Origin of the sequence: Thiofilum flexile DSM 14609, assembly GCF_000380185.1 — a bacterium.
In the GTDB taxonomy this organism is placed as follows: Bacteria; Pseudomonadota; Gammaproteobacteria; order Thiotrichales; family Thiotrichaceae; genus Thiofilum; species Thiofilum flexile.
Genome location: NZ_KB904750.1, coordinates 44,246 through 62,349, shown reverse-complemented (window position 1 = coordinate 62,349; position 18,104 = coordinate 44,246). Strand labels below are relative to the sequence as shown.

The following is an 18,104-nucleotide window of genomic DNA, read 5'->3' as shown; positions in this document are numbered from 1 at the left end:
ATGGACATGGAAACCGTTGTTAAATCGCATTTACATGAATCTCTCTTGACCTTAACGCTCAGTCGACCGGCTTTTTTAAATGCTCTGACTCTAGATATGGCAAGTCAATTAAAAGCTGAGCTATTACAAGCCCAAGACAATGATCAAGTGCGTTGTATCATTATCAAAGGGGATGCAGGGCATTTCATGGCGGGAGGGGATTTAGTCTATTTCGCGGGTACTCTGTCTATGTCCGAGCAGGAGCGGCATCAAGCTGGCTTAGAAGCGATTGCCTTAGTACATGAAACCATTAGTCTGATTCGCTCCATTCGTAAACCTGTACTTGCTTCAGTACAAGGGGCTGTGGCGGGATTCGGCGTGAGTATATTAGCCGCTTGTGATCTGGCTATTGCGGGGGCGGATTTAAAGCTAACCTCGGCGTATTGCCAAGTGGGATTATCACCCGATGGCGGATTTACTTACTTTTTGCCACGTATGATTGGCGAAAAGCGAGCCAAAGCCGTCACACTGTTAAATGATGTGTATAACGCAGAGCAAGTATTGCAAATGGGTTTGGTGAATCAGGTCGTACCCGTCGAGCAGTTACCAGAAAACACCTTGTTACTCGCTCAACGCTTAGCACAAGTGCCGCAACATGCCCTCGCACAAGCTAAGGGTTTGATCAATCAGTCAAGTGGTCATTCATTAGAGCAGCAATTACAAGCCGAGCAAGAAAGCTTTGCCGGTTGTATGTTAACGCCTGATTTTGCCCAACGTGTCACGGCTTTTGTGAATAAAAGGAAATCATCATGAGTACCTTACAAGGAAAAACCCTATTCATTACCGGCGGCAGTCGTGGCATTGGCTTAGCGATTGCACTTAAAGCCGCTTCAGAAGGGGCGAATATAGCGATTGCGGCTAAAACGACCGAAGAACATCCTAAGCTCCCCGGCACGATTTATAGCGCAGCCGAGGCGATTGAAAAAGCAGGGGGTAAAGCGCTACCCCTGAAGGTTGATATTCGCAATGAAGATGAAATCGCCGCCGCTGTTGCCCAAACCGTGGCGACTTTTGGTGGCTTAGATATTCTGGTGAATAATGCCAGTGCGATTAATCTAACCGGCACGCTTGAAACGCCCATGAAGCGTTATGACTTAATGAATCAAGTCAATGCACGCGGTACGTTTGCGACCTCTCAAGCGTGTTTGCCAGAGCTACTCAAAGCCGAAAATCCGCATATTTTAATGCTATCTCCCCCGCTAGATATGGATCCTAAATGGTTTAAAAACCATACGGCTTATACTATGGCTAAATATGGTATGAGTATGTGTGTGTTGGGTTTCTCTGAGGAGTTTAGGGGTAGGGTGGCGGTAAATGCTTTATGGCCGCGTACCGTGATTTATACCGCTGCGATTCAGATGTTAGGTGGTATGGTTAAACCAGAAGGCTGTCGCAAGCCGGAGATTTTAGCTGATGCCGCCTGTGCTATTTTCAAACGTGATGCTAAAACCACAACCGGACATTTTTATATCGATGACGAAGTCCTCTCTGCGGAAGGGATTACCAATCTAGATCACTATGCGGTAGCACCCGGACATCGGTTGTTGGGGGATTTATTCCTTAATTCCTGATAACCCGTATACTGATAATTACCGAACCAGCCGTAAAGCCTCTTGCTTCAGCTAGGGGATATAAGGCGATCGGCGACAGCCGATGAAAGGTAGTACTACCAGTAATAGCAGTTAGCACCTTTTGTAGTATAATCAACATCATGAAATCATCCACTCACCTCAAAACTCTCAAAGTTCGCATCAAGGATAAACATAAAGCTATTCTTGAGCGTATGGCCTATGAGGTGAATCAGGTCTGGAATGTAGCGAATGAAGAAACCGCCTATTATTCACATTTTTTCATTCCGGAGTTTGGTTTTCACTCACTCTATCTCAGCGCCTACGATCTACAAAAAGACCTCAAAGGTATGAAAGCCGAACGAGGCTTTATGATTCACTCTAGCACGGTTCAAGAAACGATAGCCGTTCATGAAAAAGCCCGTAAGCAATTCAAGAAAAGCAAACTGCGTTGGCGGGTATCCAGTGGTTCTAAACGTTCCTTAGGCTGGGTACCGTTTAAAAAAGGTGCTGTGGTTTGGAAGAATGGACAAGTCAGATATGCTGGGCATTTCTTTGGTGTTTGGGATAGCTACAACCTCGCGCAATACGAGTTTCGCTCAGGTAGCTTTTCCCAAGAGGCACGAGGCCGTTGGTACTTCAATATTGTCGTGGAAGTACCCAACATTGAATCGACTGCTACGGGTGAAGTAGGTATTGACCTAGGATTGAAAGACACTGCGACCTGTAGCAATGGGGATAAATTAGAGAGTGGTGATTTCTATCGTGAACTAGAACCAACACTAGGTAAAGCTCAGAGAGCTAAGCAAAAGAAACGGGTAAAAGCGCTTCACGCTCAGATCAAAAATAGGCGCTTAGAGGCTATCCATCAATTTTCCAATAAAGTCGTGAAAGCAAACGGCTTAATCATCATTGGCAATGTGAGCAGTTCCGGTCTAACTAAAACGAAAATGGCAAAGAGCGTTTTAGATGCGGGCTGGTTTATGCTCAAGACACAACTGAAATACAAAGCGAGTGCGCGGTCAGGGGTGTTTCTAGAAGTCAATGAATCGTACACCACCCAAACCTGCTCGTGTTGCGGCTGTATAAGCCCTAATAGTCCGAAAGGTAGAGTAGGTCTTGGAATAAGAGAATGGTCTTGCTCCGAGTGTGGAGCTGTGCATGATAGAGATGTCAATGCGGCTAAGAACATTCTCGCGCTCGGACATGAGCGTCTAGCTGTAGGAGTCCCCGTCCTTTAGGTCGGGGAGGATGTCAATATAACTAATTATTACAACGCTAAGAGGAGGACGTATCATGGAAAAAGTGTGGCTTAAACATTATCCAGAAGGTGTACCCACCGACATTGACCCGAATCAGTATCGTTCTATTGTCGATCTGTTTCAGCGCAGTGTGCAACAATTTAGTACCTTACCCGCTTTTAGCAATATGGGGAGTACTTTAACCTATGCTCAGGCGGATGAGCTCACCCGTCAATTTGCGGCTTATTTAACGCATGAGGTGCAGTTAAAGCCGGGTGATCGTATTGCGATTATGATGCCGAATTTATTGCAATACCCGATTGCTTTATTTGGTGCACTACGCGCAGGCTTAGTGGTGGTGAATACTAATCCTCTTTATACCGCTAATGAGTTAGAGCATCAGCTTAAAGATTCGGGCGCTAAAGCCATCATTATTATAGCGAACTTTGCCCATGTACTAGAAAAAGTAGTCGCACGTACCGAGGTGAAAACCATTATCACGACTGAGGTCGGTGATTTAATGGGGGGCTTTAAATCCTTACTCGTTAATTTTGTGGTGCGTTATATTAAGAAAATGGTTCCACCGTTTTCTTTACCACAGGCCATCAAGCTAAAGCAGGCATTAAAGCTAGGTAAGCAGCAGTTAGCGACTTATCAAGATCCACCAGTGACACAAGAGGATATTGCCTTTTTGCAATATACGGGGGGAACGACTGGGGTAGCTAAGGGAGCGGTATTAACCCATCGTAATATGATTGCCAATTTACTACAGGCCTCAAGCTGGGTGGGGCATTATCTGGAAGAGGGCAAAGAAACTTTCATTACCGCCCTACCGCTGTATCATGTGTTTGCCTTAACCGCTAATGCTTTATTTGCCGTAGAACTGGGGGCGCATAATATTTTAGTCACGAATCCGCGTGATGTGCCTACTTTTCTCAAAGATTTAAAACGTCAGCCCTTTACGTTTATTACCGGAGTAAACACCTTATTTAATCTATTGCTTAACTCCAAAGGGATTGAGCAGGTAGATTTCTCTAAGCTTAAAATAGCGTTAGGCGGGGGAATGGCGGTACAAGAAGCGGTAGCTAAACGTTGGAAGGCATTAACCGGGGTGGTGTTATTAGAGGCCTATGGCTTAACTGAAACCTCGCCCGCAGTGTGTATTAATCCAGTCACGTTGACCGAGTATAATGGCATGATTGGCTTGCCTTTATCCTCGACCGACATTTCCGTGCGTGATTTAGAGGGCAAGGAGCTAGACATCGGTGAAGCGGGTGAGTTATGGATACGGGGTCCGCAAGTCATGCGTGAGTATTGGCAGCGCCCAACCGAAACCGCTAAGGTATTAACCGCCGACGGCTGGCTTAAGACGGGCGATGTGGCGATTATTAATGAGGATGGCTTTGTGAAATTAGTCGACCGCCTCAAAGATATGGTGCTGGTATCGGGCTTTAATGTCTATCCCAATGAGATCGAGGATGTATTGGCTGCGCATCCCAAGATTTTAGAATCGGGTGTGATTGGGGTGAAGGATGAGCATTCCGGTGAAATAGTCAAAGCCTTTATTGTCAAAAAAGACCCTAGCCTCACGGTAGAGGAAGTGCAGCAGCACTGCCGTGAATTATTGACCAGTTATAAACGCCCGAAACAAATCGTGTTTGTCGATAGTTTACCAAAAAGCAATGTAGGTAAGATCTTACGCAAAGAGCTGCGTCATTTATCATGAACTAGGCAAAAGGCAAGTATTTATTTTTACCAATAAGTGCTTGCCGCTTGTTATCTACTTAAGCATAAATGCTGAGCCAGAACCCAGAGAGAGTCAGTATGAGCATAATTGAACGCGACACAATGGAGTTTGATGTGGTGATTGTTGGAGGAGGGCCTGCGGGACTTGCCGCTGCTTGCCGCCTGAAACAATTAGCCAATGAAGCGAATCAAGAACTAAGTGTGTGCTTAGTCGAGAAGGGTTCGGAGGTAGGTGCTCATATTTTGTCGGGTGCAGTGATTGAAAGTCGCGCCCTGGATGAGCTATTCCCTGATTGGAAAGCAATGGGTGCGCCACTCAATGTCCCTGTGACCGAGGATGAGCTTTATCTACTGCGTAATGAAACCGCCGCTACTAAATTACCGCATGCGTTTATTCCAGCTACTATGCACAATCAGGGTAACTATATTGTTAGCCTTGCGAATGTATGTCGCTGGTTAGCCGAACAGGCTGAAAGTTTAGGCGTGGATGTGTTCCCCGGCTTTGCCGCGAGTGAAATTTTGTATCATGAGGATGGTAGTGTACGGGGTATTCAAACCGGCGATATGGGCATAGGGGCGGATGGTGAGCCTAAAGATAGCTTCACACCGGGTATGGAGCTGGTGGCTAAATATACCCTCTTTGCCGAGGGGAGTCGTGGCCATTTAGGTAAGCGTCTATATCAACAATTTAAGCTCGATGAAAACGCCGATGCTCAGCACTATGGCTTAGGTATTAAAGAGTTATGGGATGTTGACCCTGCTAAGCATCAGGCGGGCAAAGTGGTGCATGGCTCCGGTTGGCCTTTAGAAAATTGGGCATTGCCCGGTGGCACAGGGGGCGGCTTTTTCCTCTATCACACTGAGAATAATCAGGTCGTAGTCGGCTTGATTGTGGATCTTAATTATTCTAATCCTTACTTAAGCCCTTATGATGAGTTTCAGCGTATTAAGCACCACCCTGTCATAGCAGACACGCTAACAGGTGGTAAGCGGGTGGCTTATGGGGCGCGTGCGATTACCAAGGGCGGCTTTAATGCTCTGCCTAAAATGACTTTTCCGGGAGGCTTATTAATCGGTTGTGAGGCGGGTACTTTGAATTTCTCCAAAATCAAAGGCACTCACACCGCTATGAAAACCGGCATGTTAGCGGCTGAAGAGGTTTTTGCTGCCCTACAAAGTGGTGATGAGGGTGGTAAAGATTTAACTGGCTATGCCGAGCGCTTTAAACATTCGTGGGCGTATGATGAATTAGAGTCTTCGCGTAATTTTGGCCCTGCTTTACATAAATACGGCGCTTTATTGGGTGGCGCTTTTAATTACCTAGATCAAAATTGGTTTAAAGGTAAGTTACCTATTACCTTACGAGATAATCATCCCGATCATACCCGTTTAAAGCCTGCGAGCGAGTGTAAGCCCATTGCGTACCCTAAACCGGATGGTAAATTGAGTTTTGATAAGCTGACTTCAGTATTTTTGTCGAATACCAATCACGAAGAAGACCAACCTTGTCATCTGCGTTTAAAAGATCCAACTATTCCTATTCAGTCGAATTTGCCTAAATATGCCGAACCTGCCCAGCGTTATTGTCCGGCAGGGGTTTATGAAGTAGTAGAGGATGCGAGCGGGGTACGTTTACAAATTAATGCTCAGAATTGCGTACATTGCAAAACCTGTGATATTAAAGATCCCGCGCAGAATATTACATGGGTCACACCAGAGGGCGGTGGTGGGCCGAACTACCCGAATATGTAAGTCGCTGGGCAAAAAGCAAAGGGACATTTCTTCCACAGTCGCTGTAAATACATCCATGTACGCTACAAGGCGGCATCCCTGCCGCCAAGACTGCTCCAGAAACATCCCTTTGCTTTTCAACTATTCGGCCTAGAAAACTTAAGGAATAATTTATGCCAAGAGAGTTAAAAGTAGGTGATAAGGTATCGGTGACACGTCAGTTTACCGATCAAGATGTTCGTATCTTTGCCGATTTATCTACAGACCATAATCCGGTACATCTCGATGAGGCATTTGCTGCAACGACCCAATTTAAGCAGCGTATTGTGCATGGTATGTTGGTGGGGAGTATGTTTTCAGGCTTAATAGGTGAAGAACTACCCGGCCATGGTTCCATTTACATGACCCAAAATCTGAACTTTAAAGCCCCTGTCTATTTGAATACGGATGTCACCGCAACGGTGGAAATTACCAGTATTCGTGAAGGTAAGCCGATTGTAACCTTAAAAACCACCTGTACCGATAAGGATGGCAAAGTATTGATACAAGGTGAGGCCGTGATGTATGTGCCGTGGTTGAAAAAGGCCTAAGTTTTTTACTATTTGCCCTATGCTATAGTCAAAGTACTCAATCACGGAGGTTTAGCTATGGCAACCGCTGAGAAATTAGCACGAACTTACACCTATGCTGATTACCAATGTTGGCCTGAAGAGGAGCGTTGGGAGTTAATAGAGGGTACTGCCTATGCTATGACGGCTCCTTTGCGTATTCATCAAGCAGTGGTTTTTGAGGTGGGTGGACAAATCCGTGACTATCTCAAAGCGCAAAATGCAAATTGCAGAGCTTATGTTGCGCCCTTTGCCGTGCGTTTACCTAAACCTAATCAATCCGATGACAAAACCGATACGGTTGTAGAGCCTGATATAGTGGTGGTTTGTGATAAAACTAAACTAGATCGGCGTGGTTGTCGTGGTGCTCCCGATTGGATTATTGAGGTGCTATCGACCTCAACAGCGCTTAAAGATATGAATCTCAAGCGCGAGTTATACGAAAAACATGGTGTTAAAGAATATTGGATTGTCCATCCTGAGGAGCGTTGGGTGATGATTTATGTGCTGGATGCACAGGGAAAATATGGTAAGCCTTTGATGTTAGGGATGGATGAGGTGAGTAGGGTGATCACCTTCAATGACTTAACGATAGACTGGGCGTTTTTAGCGGAGTTTGATGAACCACTAGAACCAAACTCAGATAGCACAGCGCTTTAGTTCCACTTTGTGGTATCCTCTCGCGCTTGATGTTACTTATTTGAATAAACCTCTGTCATGAAACCAGTTCTTGCTCTCATCGGTCGCCCAAATGTGGGTAAATCTACTTTATTTAATCGCCTGACTCGCTCGCGTGATGCGCTAGTAGCGGATTTCCCGGGTTTAACTCGTGACCGTAAATATGGTTTGGGCGAGTTGGATGAGCGAGAATATCATGTCATTGACACTGGCGGCTTAAGTGGCGAAGAAGTCGGCATTGATGAACACATGGCGAAGCAAAGTAAAGCAGCGATTGCTGAAGCCGATGCCGTACTGTTTATCGTGGATGGTAAACACGGGCGCACCGGGGCGGATGAAATGATTGCGGATTTATTGCGTGTCAGCAATAAGCCTGTGTTCCTAGTTATCAATAAAATCGACCGTATTGATGCAGATCAAGCTGCTTCTGAGTTTTATGGCTTTGGTTTTACTAATGTATTTACCATTGCAGCAGCCCATAATCGTGGTGTGACCTCGATGATTGAGGAGATTTTAGAGGCGTTTCCTGAGCCTGAAGTGGCAGAGGAATTACCACCCTTATTGGATGAGGAGGGTAATGAAGTCGATACCGAGGGGCGGATTAGAATTGCCTTTGTTGGACGACCTAATGTAGGTAAATCAACCTTAGTCAATCGTATTTTAGGTGAAGAGCGCGTTATTGCCTTTGATCAGCCCGGTACGACACGAGACAGTATTTTTATCCCCTTTGAGCGTGATGAGCAAGCTTATACACTCATTGATACCGCCGGGATGCGTCGCCGCAGTCGGGTAAGTGAAACGGTAGAAAAGTTTAGTATTATCAAAACGATGGAAGCTATTCAAGCGGCCCACGTGGTGATTATGCTAGTGGATGCGCATGATGCGATTACCGATCAGGATGCTACATTATTAGGGATGATCATTGATGCGGGGCGAGCCTTAGTCTTAGCCATTAATAAATGGGATGGTATTGATACCGAACAGCGTGATTTGATTAAGCATCAATTAGAACTAAAACTACCCTTTTTAGACTTTGCAGATAAGCATTTTATTTCCGCTAAGCATGGTACTGGAGTAGGGTTGCTCTTTAAGTCGGTATTAGAAGCCTATGATTCTGCCATGCTCAAAGTGCCTACCTCACGTTTAACCCGTATTTTAGAAACCGCTTTACGTATGCATCAGCCGCCTATTATCAATGGACGCCGAATTAAATTGCGCTATGCGCATCAGGGGGGCAGCAACCCGTTTTTAATTATTATTCACGGTAATCAGACCGAGAAAATACCGCCTAGCTATGAGACCTATCTGATTAACTATTTCCGCAAAACGCTAAAACTCAAAGGAACTCAGGTTAAACTAGAGTTTAAAACCGGCGAAAATCCTTATGAAGGCAAGCGTAATACTCTAACGCCACGTCAGATTCATAAGAAAAAGCGCCTGATGAAATTTATTAAAAAGAATTCAAAATAAGTATCTGTTAACGACTAAAAGTAGTCGGGTATTACCGGAGCAGTCTTGGCGGCAGGGATTTATTATTCGGCGCGTCCTTGCGCCTCTCAAGCTGGCGTGAAAAATCGCTCCTGACGATTTTTTCACAGCGACTGTGGCGGTAATACTCGACTACTTTTTAGGGGCTACTTAGGCAAAATGTCCCAATACATTGCCTGCATCAGCGGGTAATGTGACACCTAAGCGTTTAGATAAGCGTGCCCAATCAAAATAAGGCCCTGGATCGGTTTTACGTCCGGGGGCGATATGCTCATGCCCGGTAATATGCTTAAGGCTTAAGGTGGGATAAGCCTCGACTAATTCGGGTAATAAAGCCTCTAGTGCTAAATACTGTGCTTCTGTAAAAGGCTCAAAATCTGTCCCCTCGATTTCAATCCCAATAGAAAAATCATTACAACGCTCACGCCCTTGATAACGGGATACCCCCGCATGAAAAGCTCTTTGATGAAAGGGGACATATTGCACGACTTCGCCTTGACGACGAATCAAGAGATGACTCGCCACCCGTAAATGGGTAATAGTGGCAAAGAAAGGGTGAGCATTAGGATCAAGCTGATTGGTAAAGAGTTGATCAATCCAATTCCCACCAAACTCATAAGGCGGTAGGCTAATATTGTGCAGCACGATTAAATCAGGCACACACCCTGCAGGACGTTCATCGTGATTGGGTGAAGGACATTGACGGGCTAAGCTATATAAGCCCGTTTGGGTATCAATCATTAAGGTGCTTCCTCTGCCGGTTGGGTGAGGGCATGTTCTAACGCCTGTTGAATCGCCCGTGGTTTAGGTTCAGTGCGTAGCTCGGCGTGAAACTCACCATTGACATACAAAAACAGGGCGGGCAAATGGAAAATTTCCAACTCTTGTACAATGCTAGAATTATGCACGGCGTCTAGCTCAAAAATCGGCATAGCATTTGCGAGAGTTGAGTGTGATAGCGCCTGTCTTAATACCTGACAAGCGCCACAGTGGGGTGCTGTCACGAGTATTAAGGTGGGATCAGGATGCTCGGCGAGTACAGCGTAAAAGTTTAAATCCGTGATAGTTGGCAGCATCGTCAAGGTACAAGAGTTGTATTAAGCAGCACAGTATAAAATAAGTTTTATGGCATTTCCCTTAATTCATGGGCACGTTTTAGCGTCATCTTAACGACACAACGTTGTGCGGTGCGCATTAAACTATTCTTGGTTTGAGCATTATAGCCGGCGAGATCGCATTGGGCTTCACGTAAGGCTAACCACGCAATTTGCATATTGAGTAGAGCGGTTGATTTTTCCCGACTCGTTTTATAGCGCTTTTGTAATTGCTCATAATTTCTATTGAGAGTGTCATTCGCTTGTTTTAGACACAGGTCGATGGCGGAGTCATCATCAGAGAATTTTTCAATCTCGGTACAATTGAGGTTGGCGGCTCCTGCGTAGCTGCTTAATGTTAACCATAAAAGTCCGCCCCATAGTATACGCATAATCGTTCCTATTAATTGCTATATGTTGTGATCTGTAATGAATACTGAGTCAGTACTTGAGCCAAAGTAATCGAATATTTCTTCCGCCGCTGTGAAAAAATCGTCAGGAACGATTTTTCACGCCAGCTTGAGAGGCGCAAGGACGCGCCGAATAATACCTCCCTGTACGCTACAAGGTGGCATCCCTGCCGCCAAGACTGCTCCAGAAATACTCAATTACTTTGGTATACCTACTTAACAGTAAAGGGTTCGTTGGATTTGAATCTAGATTATAGTGCTTAAAATTTAAAAAGAGGGTTAGTGTCTTAAATTTTTATGGGATGAGTATTAAGTAGTTAATATTCGCATTCAATGTAATAGACAAGAATCTAGGTGAACAAGGCGGTAATCTAGGTGAACAAGGCGGTGGCAGGCATTTATTTTCACCATTTTGCGCGAGTATTTAGCATTCTATCGTCAGGTTGCTATATAAGTCATTGATTAGTATTGACGGATTAAATAAATTTAGCGGTAAGGCTAGTCAAACGCCTACCTTTCCTTTAATAATAGTCCGGTTAAGTAAGTGACACAAACCGTTTAAAATGGAGAGAGTGATGAAACCTTTAGTAAGTTTGGCAGTAGCTGTAGTGTTTGGCGTGGCTGCTTTATCAGCTCAAGCGGCTGATCCTATCATGATTAAGTTTAGCCATGTGGTTGCACCCGATACTCCAAAAGGTAAAGCGGCTGAAAAGTTTAAAGAATTAGCCGAAGCCAAAACCAATGGTGCGGTAAAAATCGAGGTTTACCCTAATAGCACACTGTATAAAGATAAAGAGGAAATGGAAGCGCTGCAAATGGGTGCTGTACAAATGTTAGCCCCCTCCTTAGCTAAATTTGGCCCATTAGGGGTAAAAGAGTTTGAAGTCTTTGATCTCCCGTATATTTTCCGTAACTATGAAGACCTACACAAAGTTACTGAAGGTGAGGTGGGTAAGAGTTTATTAGACAAGCTTGAGAAAAAAGGCGTGAAAGGTCTGGCTTACTGGGATAATGGCTTTAAAGTAATGAGTGCTAATAAGCCTTTAAAAATGCCAGATGATTACAAAGGCTTAAAAATGCGTATTCAGTCCTCTAAAGTATTAGAGGCGCAAATGCGTGCATTGGGCTCTAATCCTCAAGTCATGCCATTCTCTGAAACCTATCAAGCCCTACAAACCGGCGTTGTGGATGGGACTGAAAACCCACCGTCTAATCTCTACACCCAAAAAATGCATGAAGTGCAAAAGCATGTCAGTTTAACGAATCATGGTTATTTAGGTTATGCCGTGATTGCTAATAGAGGTTTTTGGGAAAAGTTAGATCCTGCCGTACGTACAGGTTTAGAAGAAGCTTTAAAAGAGGCGACTGACTATGCCAACCAAATCGCTAAAGAGGAAAATGACAAATCACTAGAAGCGGTTAAAGCGTCAGGTAAAACAGAAATTTATACCCCAACTGAAGATGAAGTTAAGGCCATGCAAAAAGCCCTAGCGCCTGTGCATGCTGAAATGTCTGATCGTATTGGCAAAGAGTTAATTGACTCTATTTATACTACGACTGGTTTTGATCCCGCTAAATAGTTAATGTTCTTTGCTACCTGTGTCCCTGTTGCAGGTAGCTCATAATCGCTTCAAGTTTCTCCACTCCAGCTAATTATCCGCTAATTAGTTGGAGTGTGATTATTAAAGCTTGCTATGGAGGAGGCCACTATGAAATGGCTTGATCGTCTGGAAGAAATCTTTATTACCTTTTTGATTGCAGCGGCTACGTTAGTTATTTTTGTTGCCGTTGTGCATCGTTACACCTCTGGTATGTCGTCTCTAGGTGCGCTGCAAGATGGATTGCTAAAGATCAATCTGAGCTGGGCACAAGAGCTGTGCATTATTTTATTCGTCTGGATGGCTAAATTTGGTGCAGCCTATGGGGTACGCCAAGGTATTCATGTGGGCGTTGATGTCTTAGTCAATCGTTTATCGGCTGATAAACGTCGTCTTACAACTTTTTTTGCCTTGGGCGCTTGTATTTTGTTTACCGCAACAGTAGCGATCTTAGGCGGACGTTTGGTATGGGAAAATGGTCTGGCGTATACCACACTCACGACCTTTGGCTTAGAAACTGGGGAGTATTACGAGGGGCCTACTACACCCGATCTGGAATGGCCTACTTGGGCGGTGTATTTAGCCGTGCCTTTGGGGTCTACGCTCATGTGTTTTCGCTTTATACAGGTGTTTATCACTTTCTTAAAAACGGGCGATTTACCGCATCATGATCACGGTCATGTCGACGGTTTAGAGGAAACGGAACCCTTAGAAATTAAAGTGGGGCGTAAATAATGAGTGCATTAGTCATTTTTGGTTTATTGACGGTTCTTATGCTGACGGGCATGCCCATTTCGATTGCATTGGGGCTTACCGTATTAACCTTTTTATTCACCATGAGTTCGGTGCCCGTTGAGGCGGTAGCGTTAAAGCTATTCACGGGGATTGAAAAATTTGAAATTATGGCGATTCCCTTCTTTATCTTGGCGGGTAATTTCTTGACCCACGGCGGGGTCGCTAAACGCATGATCAATTTTGCCTCCTCTATGGTAGGGCATTGGTATGGTGGCTTAGGCTTAGCGGGCGTGGTGGCGTGTGCGCTTTTTGCCGCTGTCTCTGGTTCTAGTCCTGCTACCGTTGTGGCTATTGGTGCAATTTTATTACCCGCGATGCTAAAAGCGGGCTTCCCTAAAGATTTCGGTGCCGGTGTTATTACCACCTCAGGTGGTTTAGGGATTTTGATTCCGCCCTCTATTGTCATGGTCATGTACGCGGTCGCCACCAATAGCTCAGTAGGAGCTTTGTTTATGGCGGGCGTGATTCCGGGCGCGATGTTGGCGGGTTTCTTAGGTTTTACCACTTGGCGGCGTGCGAAAAAGTTTAACTATCCCCGTCAGCCTAAAGCGAGCACTCAACAGCGTCTTACCTCGTTCTTGGACTCCATTTGGGGTTTACTCTTGATTGTAGTCGTGATGGGAGGGATTTATACCGGCCTCTTTACACCGACTGAAGCGGCAGCAATGAGTGCGGTCTATGCGTTTGTAATAGCGGTATTTGTGTATAAAGATATGGGTTTGAGAGACGTCCCTAAAGTCCTGTTAAACTCCGCTAGCATGTCGGCTATGCTGCTTTATATTATTACCAATGCGGTGATGTTCTCCTTTATTTTGACTAATGAAAATATTCCTCAATCCTTAGCAGACTGGATGTTAGCACAAGGCATGGGCGTTATTGTTTTCCTCTTGATTGTCAATATCTTATTACTCATGGCAGGCAACTTTATGGAGCCTTCGAGTATCGTCTTAATTTTTGCGCCGATTCTATTTCCTATGGCAATGAAATTAGGCATTGACCCTATTCACTTTGGGATTATTATGGTGGTCAATATGGAGATCGGTTTGTGTACCCCCCCTGTAGGCTTGAACTTATATGTCGCTTCAGGGATTGCGAAAATGGGTATTACCGAACTAACAATAGCGGTATGGCCTTGGTTATTAACCATGTTAGCGTTTTTAATGTTAATAACCTATATACCCGCTATTAGTCTATGGTTACCACAGTTAATGGGTTTGATATAGGAGTCACTTACCATGCCTGAAGTAAGGCCATTTAAAACGATTTTATATGCCACGAATTTAGGCGTTAACACACGCCCGGTATTTCGCCAAGCGATTAATTTGGCGCGTATACATAAAGCTAAAATTATTATGCTGCATGTCATAGCGCCTTTAGGTTCTACCGGACGCGCGATTTTATCGATGTATTTGCCAGAGAAAAATATCTCCAATGTCGAGCAGGAAAGCCTCAGCCAAGTCGCCGATACCATGCGCCAGCGCTTAGATAAGTATTGCGAGGAAGAGGATGATATTTTACATGATAGAGACGAAATTATTGACAAAATTGCGGTGAGTGCGGGTGACCCCGCCGAGGTCATTAAGCATTATGCCGAAACGCATAATGTGGACTTAATTGTGATGGGCACGCATGCAAATGGTAAACCTAAGCATTCTTTATTAGGTTCTACCGCGCGTACTTTAACCCAGCACAGTAAAATTCCGGTGCTCTTAGTACCGAATAGTAATAGTTAATAAAAGTATTCTGCTAGATGAAGCGTAACAAGTGTGACTTGTTACGCTCTTTAGTTTAGTAGTCTGTGAGCAAAGAGCCCACCAGTATGTCTTCCGCAGTCGCTGTGAATACGTCCTTGTACGCTACAAGGCGGCATTGATGCCGCCAAGACTGCTCCAGAAATACTGGTGGGCTTTTTACCTAACCGATGTGATGTAATGCTTAAATTAGCCCAAATTTAACCCACAACGGATCTTTCAAACCCGCCTCCGCAAAACCTTTTGCCCGTAATACACAGGAATCACAACGCGTACAGGGGCGACCATCTGGCGCGGGGTCATAACAGCTACTGGTGAGTGAATAATCGACCTGTAGTGCCATACCCTCTTGCACAATCATCGCCTTATTCATGCCCGCTAGTGGCGTGTGTATGGTCATGTGTCGGCCTTGCACGGCAGCTTTGGTTGCTAGATTAGCCATTTGCTCATAAGCGGCAATGAATTCGGGGCGGCAATCAGGGTAGCCTGAATAGTCCACCGCATTCACCCCTAGAAAAATATCATCCGCTCCTATAACTTCTGCTAGCCCCAACGCAAAGGATAGAAAAATGGTATTCCGTGCGGGTACATAAGTGATGGGTATATCCTGCCCAATGGGTTCATTCGGAGCATTTTTGGGAACCTCAAGCGCAGAAGTCAGGGCGGAGCCTTGAAATACCTGTGGGTCGATATTAATAATGCTATGGTTACTGACGGACATATGAGCAGCAACCCGCCGTGCCATCTCTAACTCAACACTGTGACGTTGACCATAACTAAACGATAGGGCATGAACCTCATACCCGCGTGCTTTGACCAGAGCCAAAACAGTGGTGGAGTCCAACCCACCACTGAACAGTACAACCGCTTTCTTCAATCGATTTTCCTTATTGTATTAGGTCACTACATCCGGTTTAGCGCGTCCGGTTAGCTCCTCAATCCGAGCTAAGGCTTGAGCGGCATTGGCAATATTGGCAAGTGCTTCCACTGGGTCAAGGTCATGTTTAGTCACATCCGGCTCATAACGCTCTAGGTATACCCGCAGTGTTGCCCCCTGAGTACCCGTACCGGACAGGCGAAAGACTAGACGTGAACCACCTTCAAATTGAATCCGAATCCCTTGATTGGAGCTAACAGAACTATCAATCGGGTCGGTATAAGAAAAATTATCTGCCGCTAAGATTTTCATACCGCTCACCTCAGTACCCGCCAGTTTAGGTAAACTCGCTTTGAGATGATCCATGACCGCATTAGCCGCTGGAGTAGGAATCGCCTCATAGTCATGGCGCATATAATAATGCCGCCCAAATTTAGCCCAATGCTCGCGTACAATGCTTTCTACGGAGGTGCGTTTTTCTGCTAATAGATTGAGCCAGAATAAGACCGCCCAAATACCATCTTTTTCACGCACATGGTTAGAGCTAGTACCAAAGCTTTCCTCGCCGCAGAAGGTAATACGCCCTGCATCAAGTAAATTACCAAAGAATTTCCAACCGGTCGGGGTTTCAAAGTATTCAATCCCTAATTTCTGTGCGACCACATCGGCTGCTTGGCTCGTGGGCATAGAACGCGCGACTCCACTAATACCGTTGCGGTAGGCGGGAATCAAAGTAGCATTGGCGGTAATAATCGCGAGGCTATCACTAGGGGTCACAAAGAAATAATTACCCAAAATCATATTGCGGTCGCCGTCTCCATCAGAGGCGGCACCAAAGGCAATACCACGTTCTGAGAAGAGCTGCTCCATGAGCTCAGTGGCGTGTGCTTGATTAGGATCAGGATGACCACCCCCAAAGTCTGCTAAGGGTTGACCATGCATCACAGTACCTTCTTTAGCTCCTAATTCCTGCTCGAAAATACGGGTAGCATAAGGGCCTGTTACAGCATGCATGGCATCAAAGCGCATAGCAAAGCCATCGGATTGAATGAGGGCGCGAATTTTGTCGAAATCAAAAATTTGCTGCATTAAAGCCGAGTAATCTTCGACCGGATCAATCACCCGTACTTTCATTTGTCCGAGGGTATAGTCGCCTAGTTTATCTAGTGGAACGGGCTGTAAATCTTCGATTTTATACTGAGTAATTTTACAAGCTTCTTCATAGAAGGCTTCGGTGAGCGATTCTGGTGCAGGGCCGCCATTACTACCATTAAATTTTATGCCAAAATCGCCTTCAGGGCCGCCCGGATTATGACTCGCTGAGAGTATAATGCCCCCTAATGCTTTATACTGACGGATAAGATGAGACGCAGCAGGAGTAGAGAGAATACCACCTTGACCTACAATCACTTCTGCAACGCCATGAGCCGCTGCCATCCGCAAAATAATTTGGATAGCCTCACGATTAAAATAGCGACCGTCTCCCCCTAAGACTAAACGTGAGCGAATGAGCGCGGTGTCTAGGGTATTAAAAATAGCTTGAACGAAGTTTTGTAGGTAATGGGGTTTTTTAAAGTGCTTAACACTTTTTCTTAATCCTGATGTTCCGGGTTTTTGATCATCAAAAGGTGTGGTGGATATAGTTTGAATGGTCATAGAGGGGCAAACCTTATTGTTACTCAGTCACGTAGATGAAGAAATTATGCTACTTAAAGAACAAAGTAAATCCCTTTTTCCGCCCGTGCCGCAATCATTTGGTGCATTAATGGAAATGTATGAGTTGAACTATATTCAGCTACGTTTGCTCTTGGGGGAGTTTGAGGCTTTGCCAGAATATGCACTGGCTAAAGTGGTGGGGCATGTCCCGGTTGCTTTAACCATTACCGACCGTGCAAAACACACCACTAACCTAACCCTAACCTATTGCTTTAGCTCGGATCATGAGGGGGGGCGCTCCTATGATTTAGATCTCAGGGTCTATCATGATGCGCGTCAAGTGGAGGTAGTAGGGCAAACCCATGGTTTAAAAGCCCAGTCTTTTTTACGAGGTACGGCAGATAGTATGTTGGCATACCGTTGGCGTACGAATCGATTTTTATACAAATGGATACGACATTTACGTCGCCATCAGTATCAATTTGCGCTAACCTCTAAGTAAGCCTCTTGGTATTGATATATAGTTTATATATAATTAAATCATAATATAATTATGAGATTTCAGTATAACCTCTACGGTAGTGTCGCTAGAGGTAAGATAAGTATTAGCGAGAAAGTTAGTTTTTTTTAAAGCACCCAGTATAGATAAGTAAGGATAGAGTAATGAGCTTATGGATGAGCAAAGGTGATCCCTAGTGTATGTAGGTTAGTTATTAGTTGGTGACCATCACCATGGGTATGGTCAATAGTCAGTGGAATTTAATGTAGTTTTAACCATCTGCATGTAGTATTATTGTTGATTAAAATACTAGGTTAATATTACA

General features: G+C 44.9%; 18 protein-coding genes. 13 read left to right on the top strand and 5 right to left on the bottom strand.

Annotation, left to right across the window (positions count from 1 at the left end):
• Positions 1–6: 6 nt before the first annotated feature.
• From A3IK_RS0103900 to der, 8 genes are all read left to right on the top strand, one after another.
• A complete protein-coding gene (locus A3IK_RS0103900; protein ID WP_020558667.1) occupies positions 7–792 on the top strand; it encodes an enoyl-CoA hydratase/isomerase family protein in 786 nt (261 codons plus the stop codon).
• Positions 789–1,610 carry an SDR family oxidoreductase gene (locus A3IK_RS0103895; RefSeq protein ID WP_020558666.1) on the top strand — a complete coding sequence of 274 codons (822 nt, stop codon included), beginning with the start codon at positions 789–791 and terminating at the stop codon, positions 1,608–1,610. Before A3IK_RS0103900 ends, A3IK_RS0103895 begins: the two co-directional genes overlap by 4 nt.
• Positions 1,611–1,750: 140 nt before the next feature.
• Positions 1,751–2,848: an RNA-guided endonuclease InsQ/TnpB family protein gene (locus A3IK_RS0103890; RefSeq protein WP_020558665.1), complete on the top strand. Its 1,098-nt coding sequence runs from the start codon at positions 1,751–1,753 to the stop codon at positions 2,846–2,848.
• A 55-nt stretch (positions 2,849–2,903) separates the two neighbouring features.
• Positions 2,904–4,574 (top strand): AMP-binding protein, encoded by a 1,671-nt coding sequence (locus A3IK_RS0103885; RefSeq protein ID WP_020558664.1) that lies wholly within the window; start codon positions 2,904–2,906, stop codon positions 4,572–4,574.
• Between the two features lie 98 nt (positions 4,575–4,672).
• Positions 4,673–6,346 carry an electron transfer flavoprotein-ubiquinone oxidoreductase gene (locus tag A3IK_RS0103880; protein WP_211209405.1) on the top strand — a complete coding sequence of 558 codons (1,674 nt, stop codon included), beginning with the start codon at positions 4,673–4,675 and terminating at the stop codon, positions 6,344–6,346.
• Positions 6,347–6,498: 152 nt separating this feature from the next.
• Positions 6,499–6,915 (top strand): MaoC family dehydratase, encoded by a 417-nt coding sequence (locus A3IK_RS0103875; protein WP_020558662.1) that lies wholly within the window; start codon positions 6,499–6,501, stop codon positions 6,913–6,915.
• Between the two features lie 57 nt (positions 6,916–6,972).
• Positions 6,973–7,593 carry a Uma2 family endonuclease gene (locus A3IK_RS0103870; RefSeq protein WP_020558661.1) on the top strand — a complete coding sequence of 207 codons (621 nt, stop codon included), beginning with the start codon at positions 6,973–6,975 and terminating at the stop codon, positions 7,591–7,593.
• A gap of 57 nt (positions 7,594–7,650) precedes the next feature.
• On the top strand, positions 7,651–9,081 hold the full coding sequence (gene der, locus A3IK_RS0103865; RefSeq protein ID WP_020558660.1) for a ribosome biogenesis GTPase Der: 1,431 nt from the start codon (positions 7,651–7,653) through the stop codon (positions 9,079–9,081).
• 168 nt (positions 9,082–9,249) lie between these two features.
• Here der and ampD read toward each other — a convergent pair whose 3' ends face one another.
• The 3 genes from ampD to A3IK_RS0103850 are packed head-to-tail and all read right to left on the bottom strand — an operon-like array spanning position 9,250 to position 10,585.
• Positions 9,250–9,840, bottom strand: a complete 591-nt coding sequence (gene ampD / locus A3IK_RS0103860) for a 1,6-anhydro-N-acetylmuramyl-L-alanine amidase AmpD (protein ID WP_020558659.1) — start codon at positions 9,838–9,840, stop codon at positions 9,250–9,252.
• Positions 9,840–10,175 (bottom strand): thioredoxin family protein, encoded by a 336-nt coding sequence (locus A3IK_RS20650; RefSeq protein ID WP_083915657.1) that lies wholly within the window; start codon positions 10,173–10,175, stop codon positions 9,840–9,842. The genes ampD and A3IK_RS20650 overlap by 1 nt, the downstream gene beginning before the upstream one ends.
• 47 nt (positions 10,176–10,222) lie before the next feature.
• On the bottom strand, positions 10,223–10,585 hold the full coding sequence (locus A3IK_RS0103850) for a lysozyme inhibitor LprI family protein (protein ID WP_020558657.1): 363 nt from the start codon (positions 10,583–10,585) through the stop codon (positions 10,223–10,225).
• A 593-nt stretch (positions 10,586–11,178) separates the two neighbouring features.
• Here A3IK_RS0103850 and A3IK_RS0103845 point away from each other — a divergent pair.
• The 4 genes from A3IK_RS0103845 to A3IK_RS0103830 all read left to right on the top strand — a co-directional run bounded on the left by A3IK_RS0103845 (position 11,179) and on the right by A3IK_RS0103830 (position 14,729).
• Entirely contained in the window at positions 11,179–12,183 is a 1,005-nt protein-coding gene (locus A3IK_RS0103845) for a TRAP transporter substrate-binding protein (protein ID WP_020558656.1), read from the top strand.
• Positions 12,184–12,312: 129 nt separating this feature from the next.
• Entirely contained in the window at positions 12,313–12,936 is a 624-nt protein-coding gene (locus A3IK_RS0103840; protein WP_020558655.1) for a TRAP transporter small permease, read from the top strand.
• Positions 12,936–14,219 (top strand): TRAP transporter large permease, encoded by a 1,284-nt coding sequence (locus A3IK_RS0103835; RefSeq protein ID WP_020558654.1) that lies wholly within the window; start codon positions 12,936–12,938, stop codon positions 14,217–14,219. The genes A3IK_RS0103840 and A3IK_RS0103835 overlap by 1 nt, the downstream gene beginning before the upstream one ends.
• A gap of 12 nt (positions 14,220–14,231) precedes the next feature.
• Entirely contained in the window at positions 14,232–14,729 is a 498-nt protein-coding gene (locus A3IK_RS0103830; RefSeq protein WP_020558653.1) for a universal stress protein, read from the top strand.
• A 202-nt stretch (positions 14,730–14,931) separates the two neighbouring features.
• Here the strand turns inward: A3IK_RS0103830 and queC are convergent, their stop codons facing one another.
• A complete protein-coding gene (gene queC / locus A3IK_RS0103825; RefSeq protein WP_020558652.1) occupies positions 14,932–15,624 on the bottom strand; it encodes a 7-cyano-7-deazaguanine synthase QueC in 693 nt (230 codons plus the stop codon).
• 18 nt (positions 15,625–15,642) lie between these two features.
• Positions 15,643–17,280, bottom strand: a complete 1,638-nt coding sequence (locus tag A3IK_RS0103820) for an alpha-D-glucose phosphate-specific phosphoglucomutase (RefSeq protein ID WP_020558651.1) — start codon at positions 17,278–17,280, stop codon at positions 15,643–15,645.
• Between A3IK_RS0103820 and A3IK_RS0103815 the strand changes: the two genes are divergently transcribed.
• A complete protein-coding gene (locus A3IK_RS0103815; protein ID WP_020558650.1) occupies positions 17,273–17,782 on the top strand; it encodes a DUF1249 domain-containing protein in 510 nt (169 codons plus the stop codon). The two genes, A3IK_RS0103820 and A3IK_RS0103815, sit on opposite strands and share 8 nt — an antisense overlap.
• Positions 17,783–18,104: the final 322 nt, after the last annotated feature.

Bases quoted from the DNA above. Each gene is read 5' to 3' on its own strand.
- A3IK_RS0103900 (WP_020558667.1), top strand. From the start codon at position 7: ATGGAAACCGTTGTTAAATCGCATTTACATGAATCTCTCTTGACCTTA.
- A3IK_RS0103895 (WP_020558666.1), top strand. From the start codon at position 789: ATGAGTACCTTACAAGGAAAAACCCTATTCATTACCGGCGGCAGTCGT.
- A3IK_RS0103890 (WP_020558665.1), top strand. From the start codon at position 1,751: ATGAAATCATCCACTCACCTCAAAACTCTCAAAGTTCGCATCAAGGAT.
- A3IK_RS0103885 (WP_020558664.1), top strand. From the start codon at position 2,904: ATGGAAAAAGTGTGGCTTAAACATTATCCAGAAGGTGTACCCACCGAC.
- A3IK_RS0103880 (WP_211209405.1), top strand. From the start codon at position 4,673: ATGAGCATAATTGAACGCGACACAATGGAGTTTGATGTGGTGATTGTT.
- A3IK_RS0103875 (WP_020558662.1), top strand. From the start codon at position 6,499: ATGCCAAGAGAGTTAAAAGTAGGTGATAAGGTATCGGTGACACGTCAG.
- A3IK_RS0103870 (WP_020558661.1), top strand. From the start codon at position 6,973: ATGGCAACCGCTGAGAAATTAGCACGAACTTACACCTATGCTGATTAC.
- der (WP_020558660.1), top strand. From the start codon at position 7,651: ATGAAACCAGTTCTTGCTCTCATCGGTCGCCCAAATGTGGGTAAATCT.
- ampD (WP_020558659.1), bottom strand. From the start codon at position 9,840: ATGATTGATACCCAAACGGGCTTATATAGCTTAGCCCGTCAATGTCCT.
- A3IK_RS20650 (WP_083915657.1), bottom strand. From the start codon at position 10,175: ATGCTGCCAACTATCACGGATTTAAACTTTTACGCTGTACTCGCCGAG.
- A3IK_RS0103850 (WP_020558657.1), bottom strand. From the start codon at position 10,585: ATGCGTATACTATGGGGCGGACTTTTATGGTTAACATTAAGCAGCTAC.
- A3IK_RS0103845 (WP_020558656.1), top strand. From the start codon at position 11,179: ATGAAACCTTTAGTAAGTTTGGCAGTAGCTGTAGTGTTTGGCGTGGCT.
- A3IK_RS0103840 (WP_020558655.1), top strand. From the start codon at position 12,313: ATGAAATGGCTTGATCGTCTGGAAGAAATCTTTATTACCTTTTTGATT.
- A3IK_RS0103835 (WP_020558654.1), top strand. From the start codon at position 12,936: ATGAGTGCATTAGTCATTTTTGGTTTATTGACGGTTCTTATGCTGACG.
- A3IK_RS0103830 (WP_020558653.1), top strand. From the start codon at position 14,232: ATGCCTGAAGTAAGGCCATTTAAAACGATTTTATATGCCACGAATTTA.
- A3IK_RS0103815 (WP_020558650.1), top strand. From the start codon at position 17,273: ATGGTCATAGAGGGGCAAACCTTATTGTTACTCAGTCACGTAGATGAA.
- A3IK_RS0103820 (WP_020558651.1), bottom strand. From the start codon at position 17,280: ATGACCATTCAAACTATATCCACCACACCTTTTGATGATCAAAAACCC.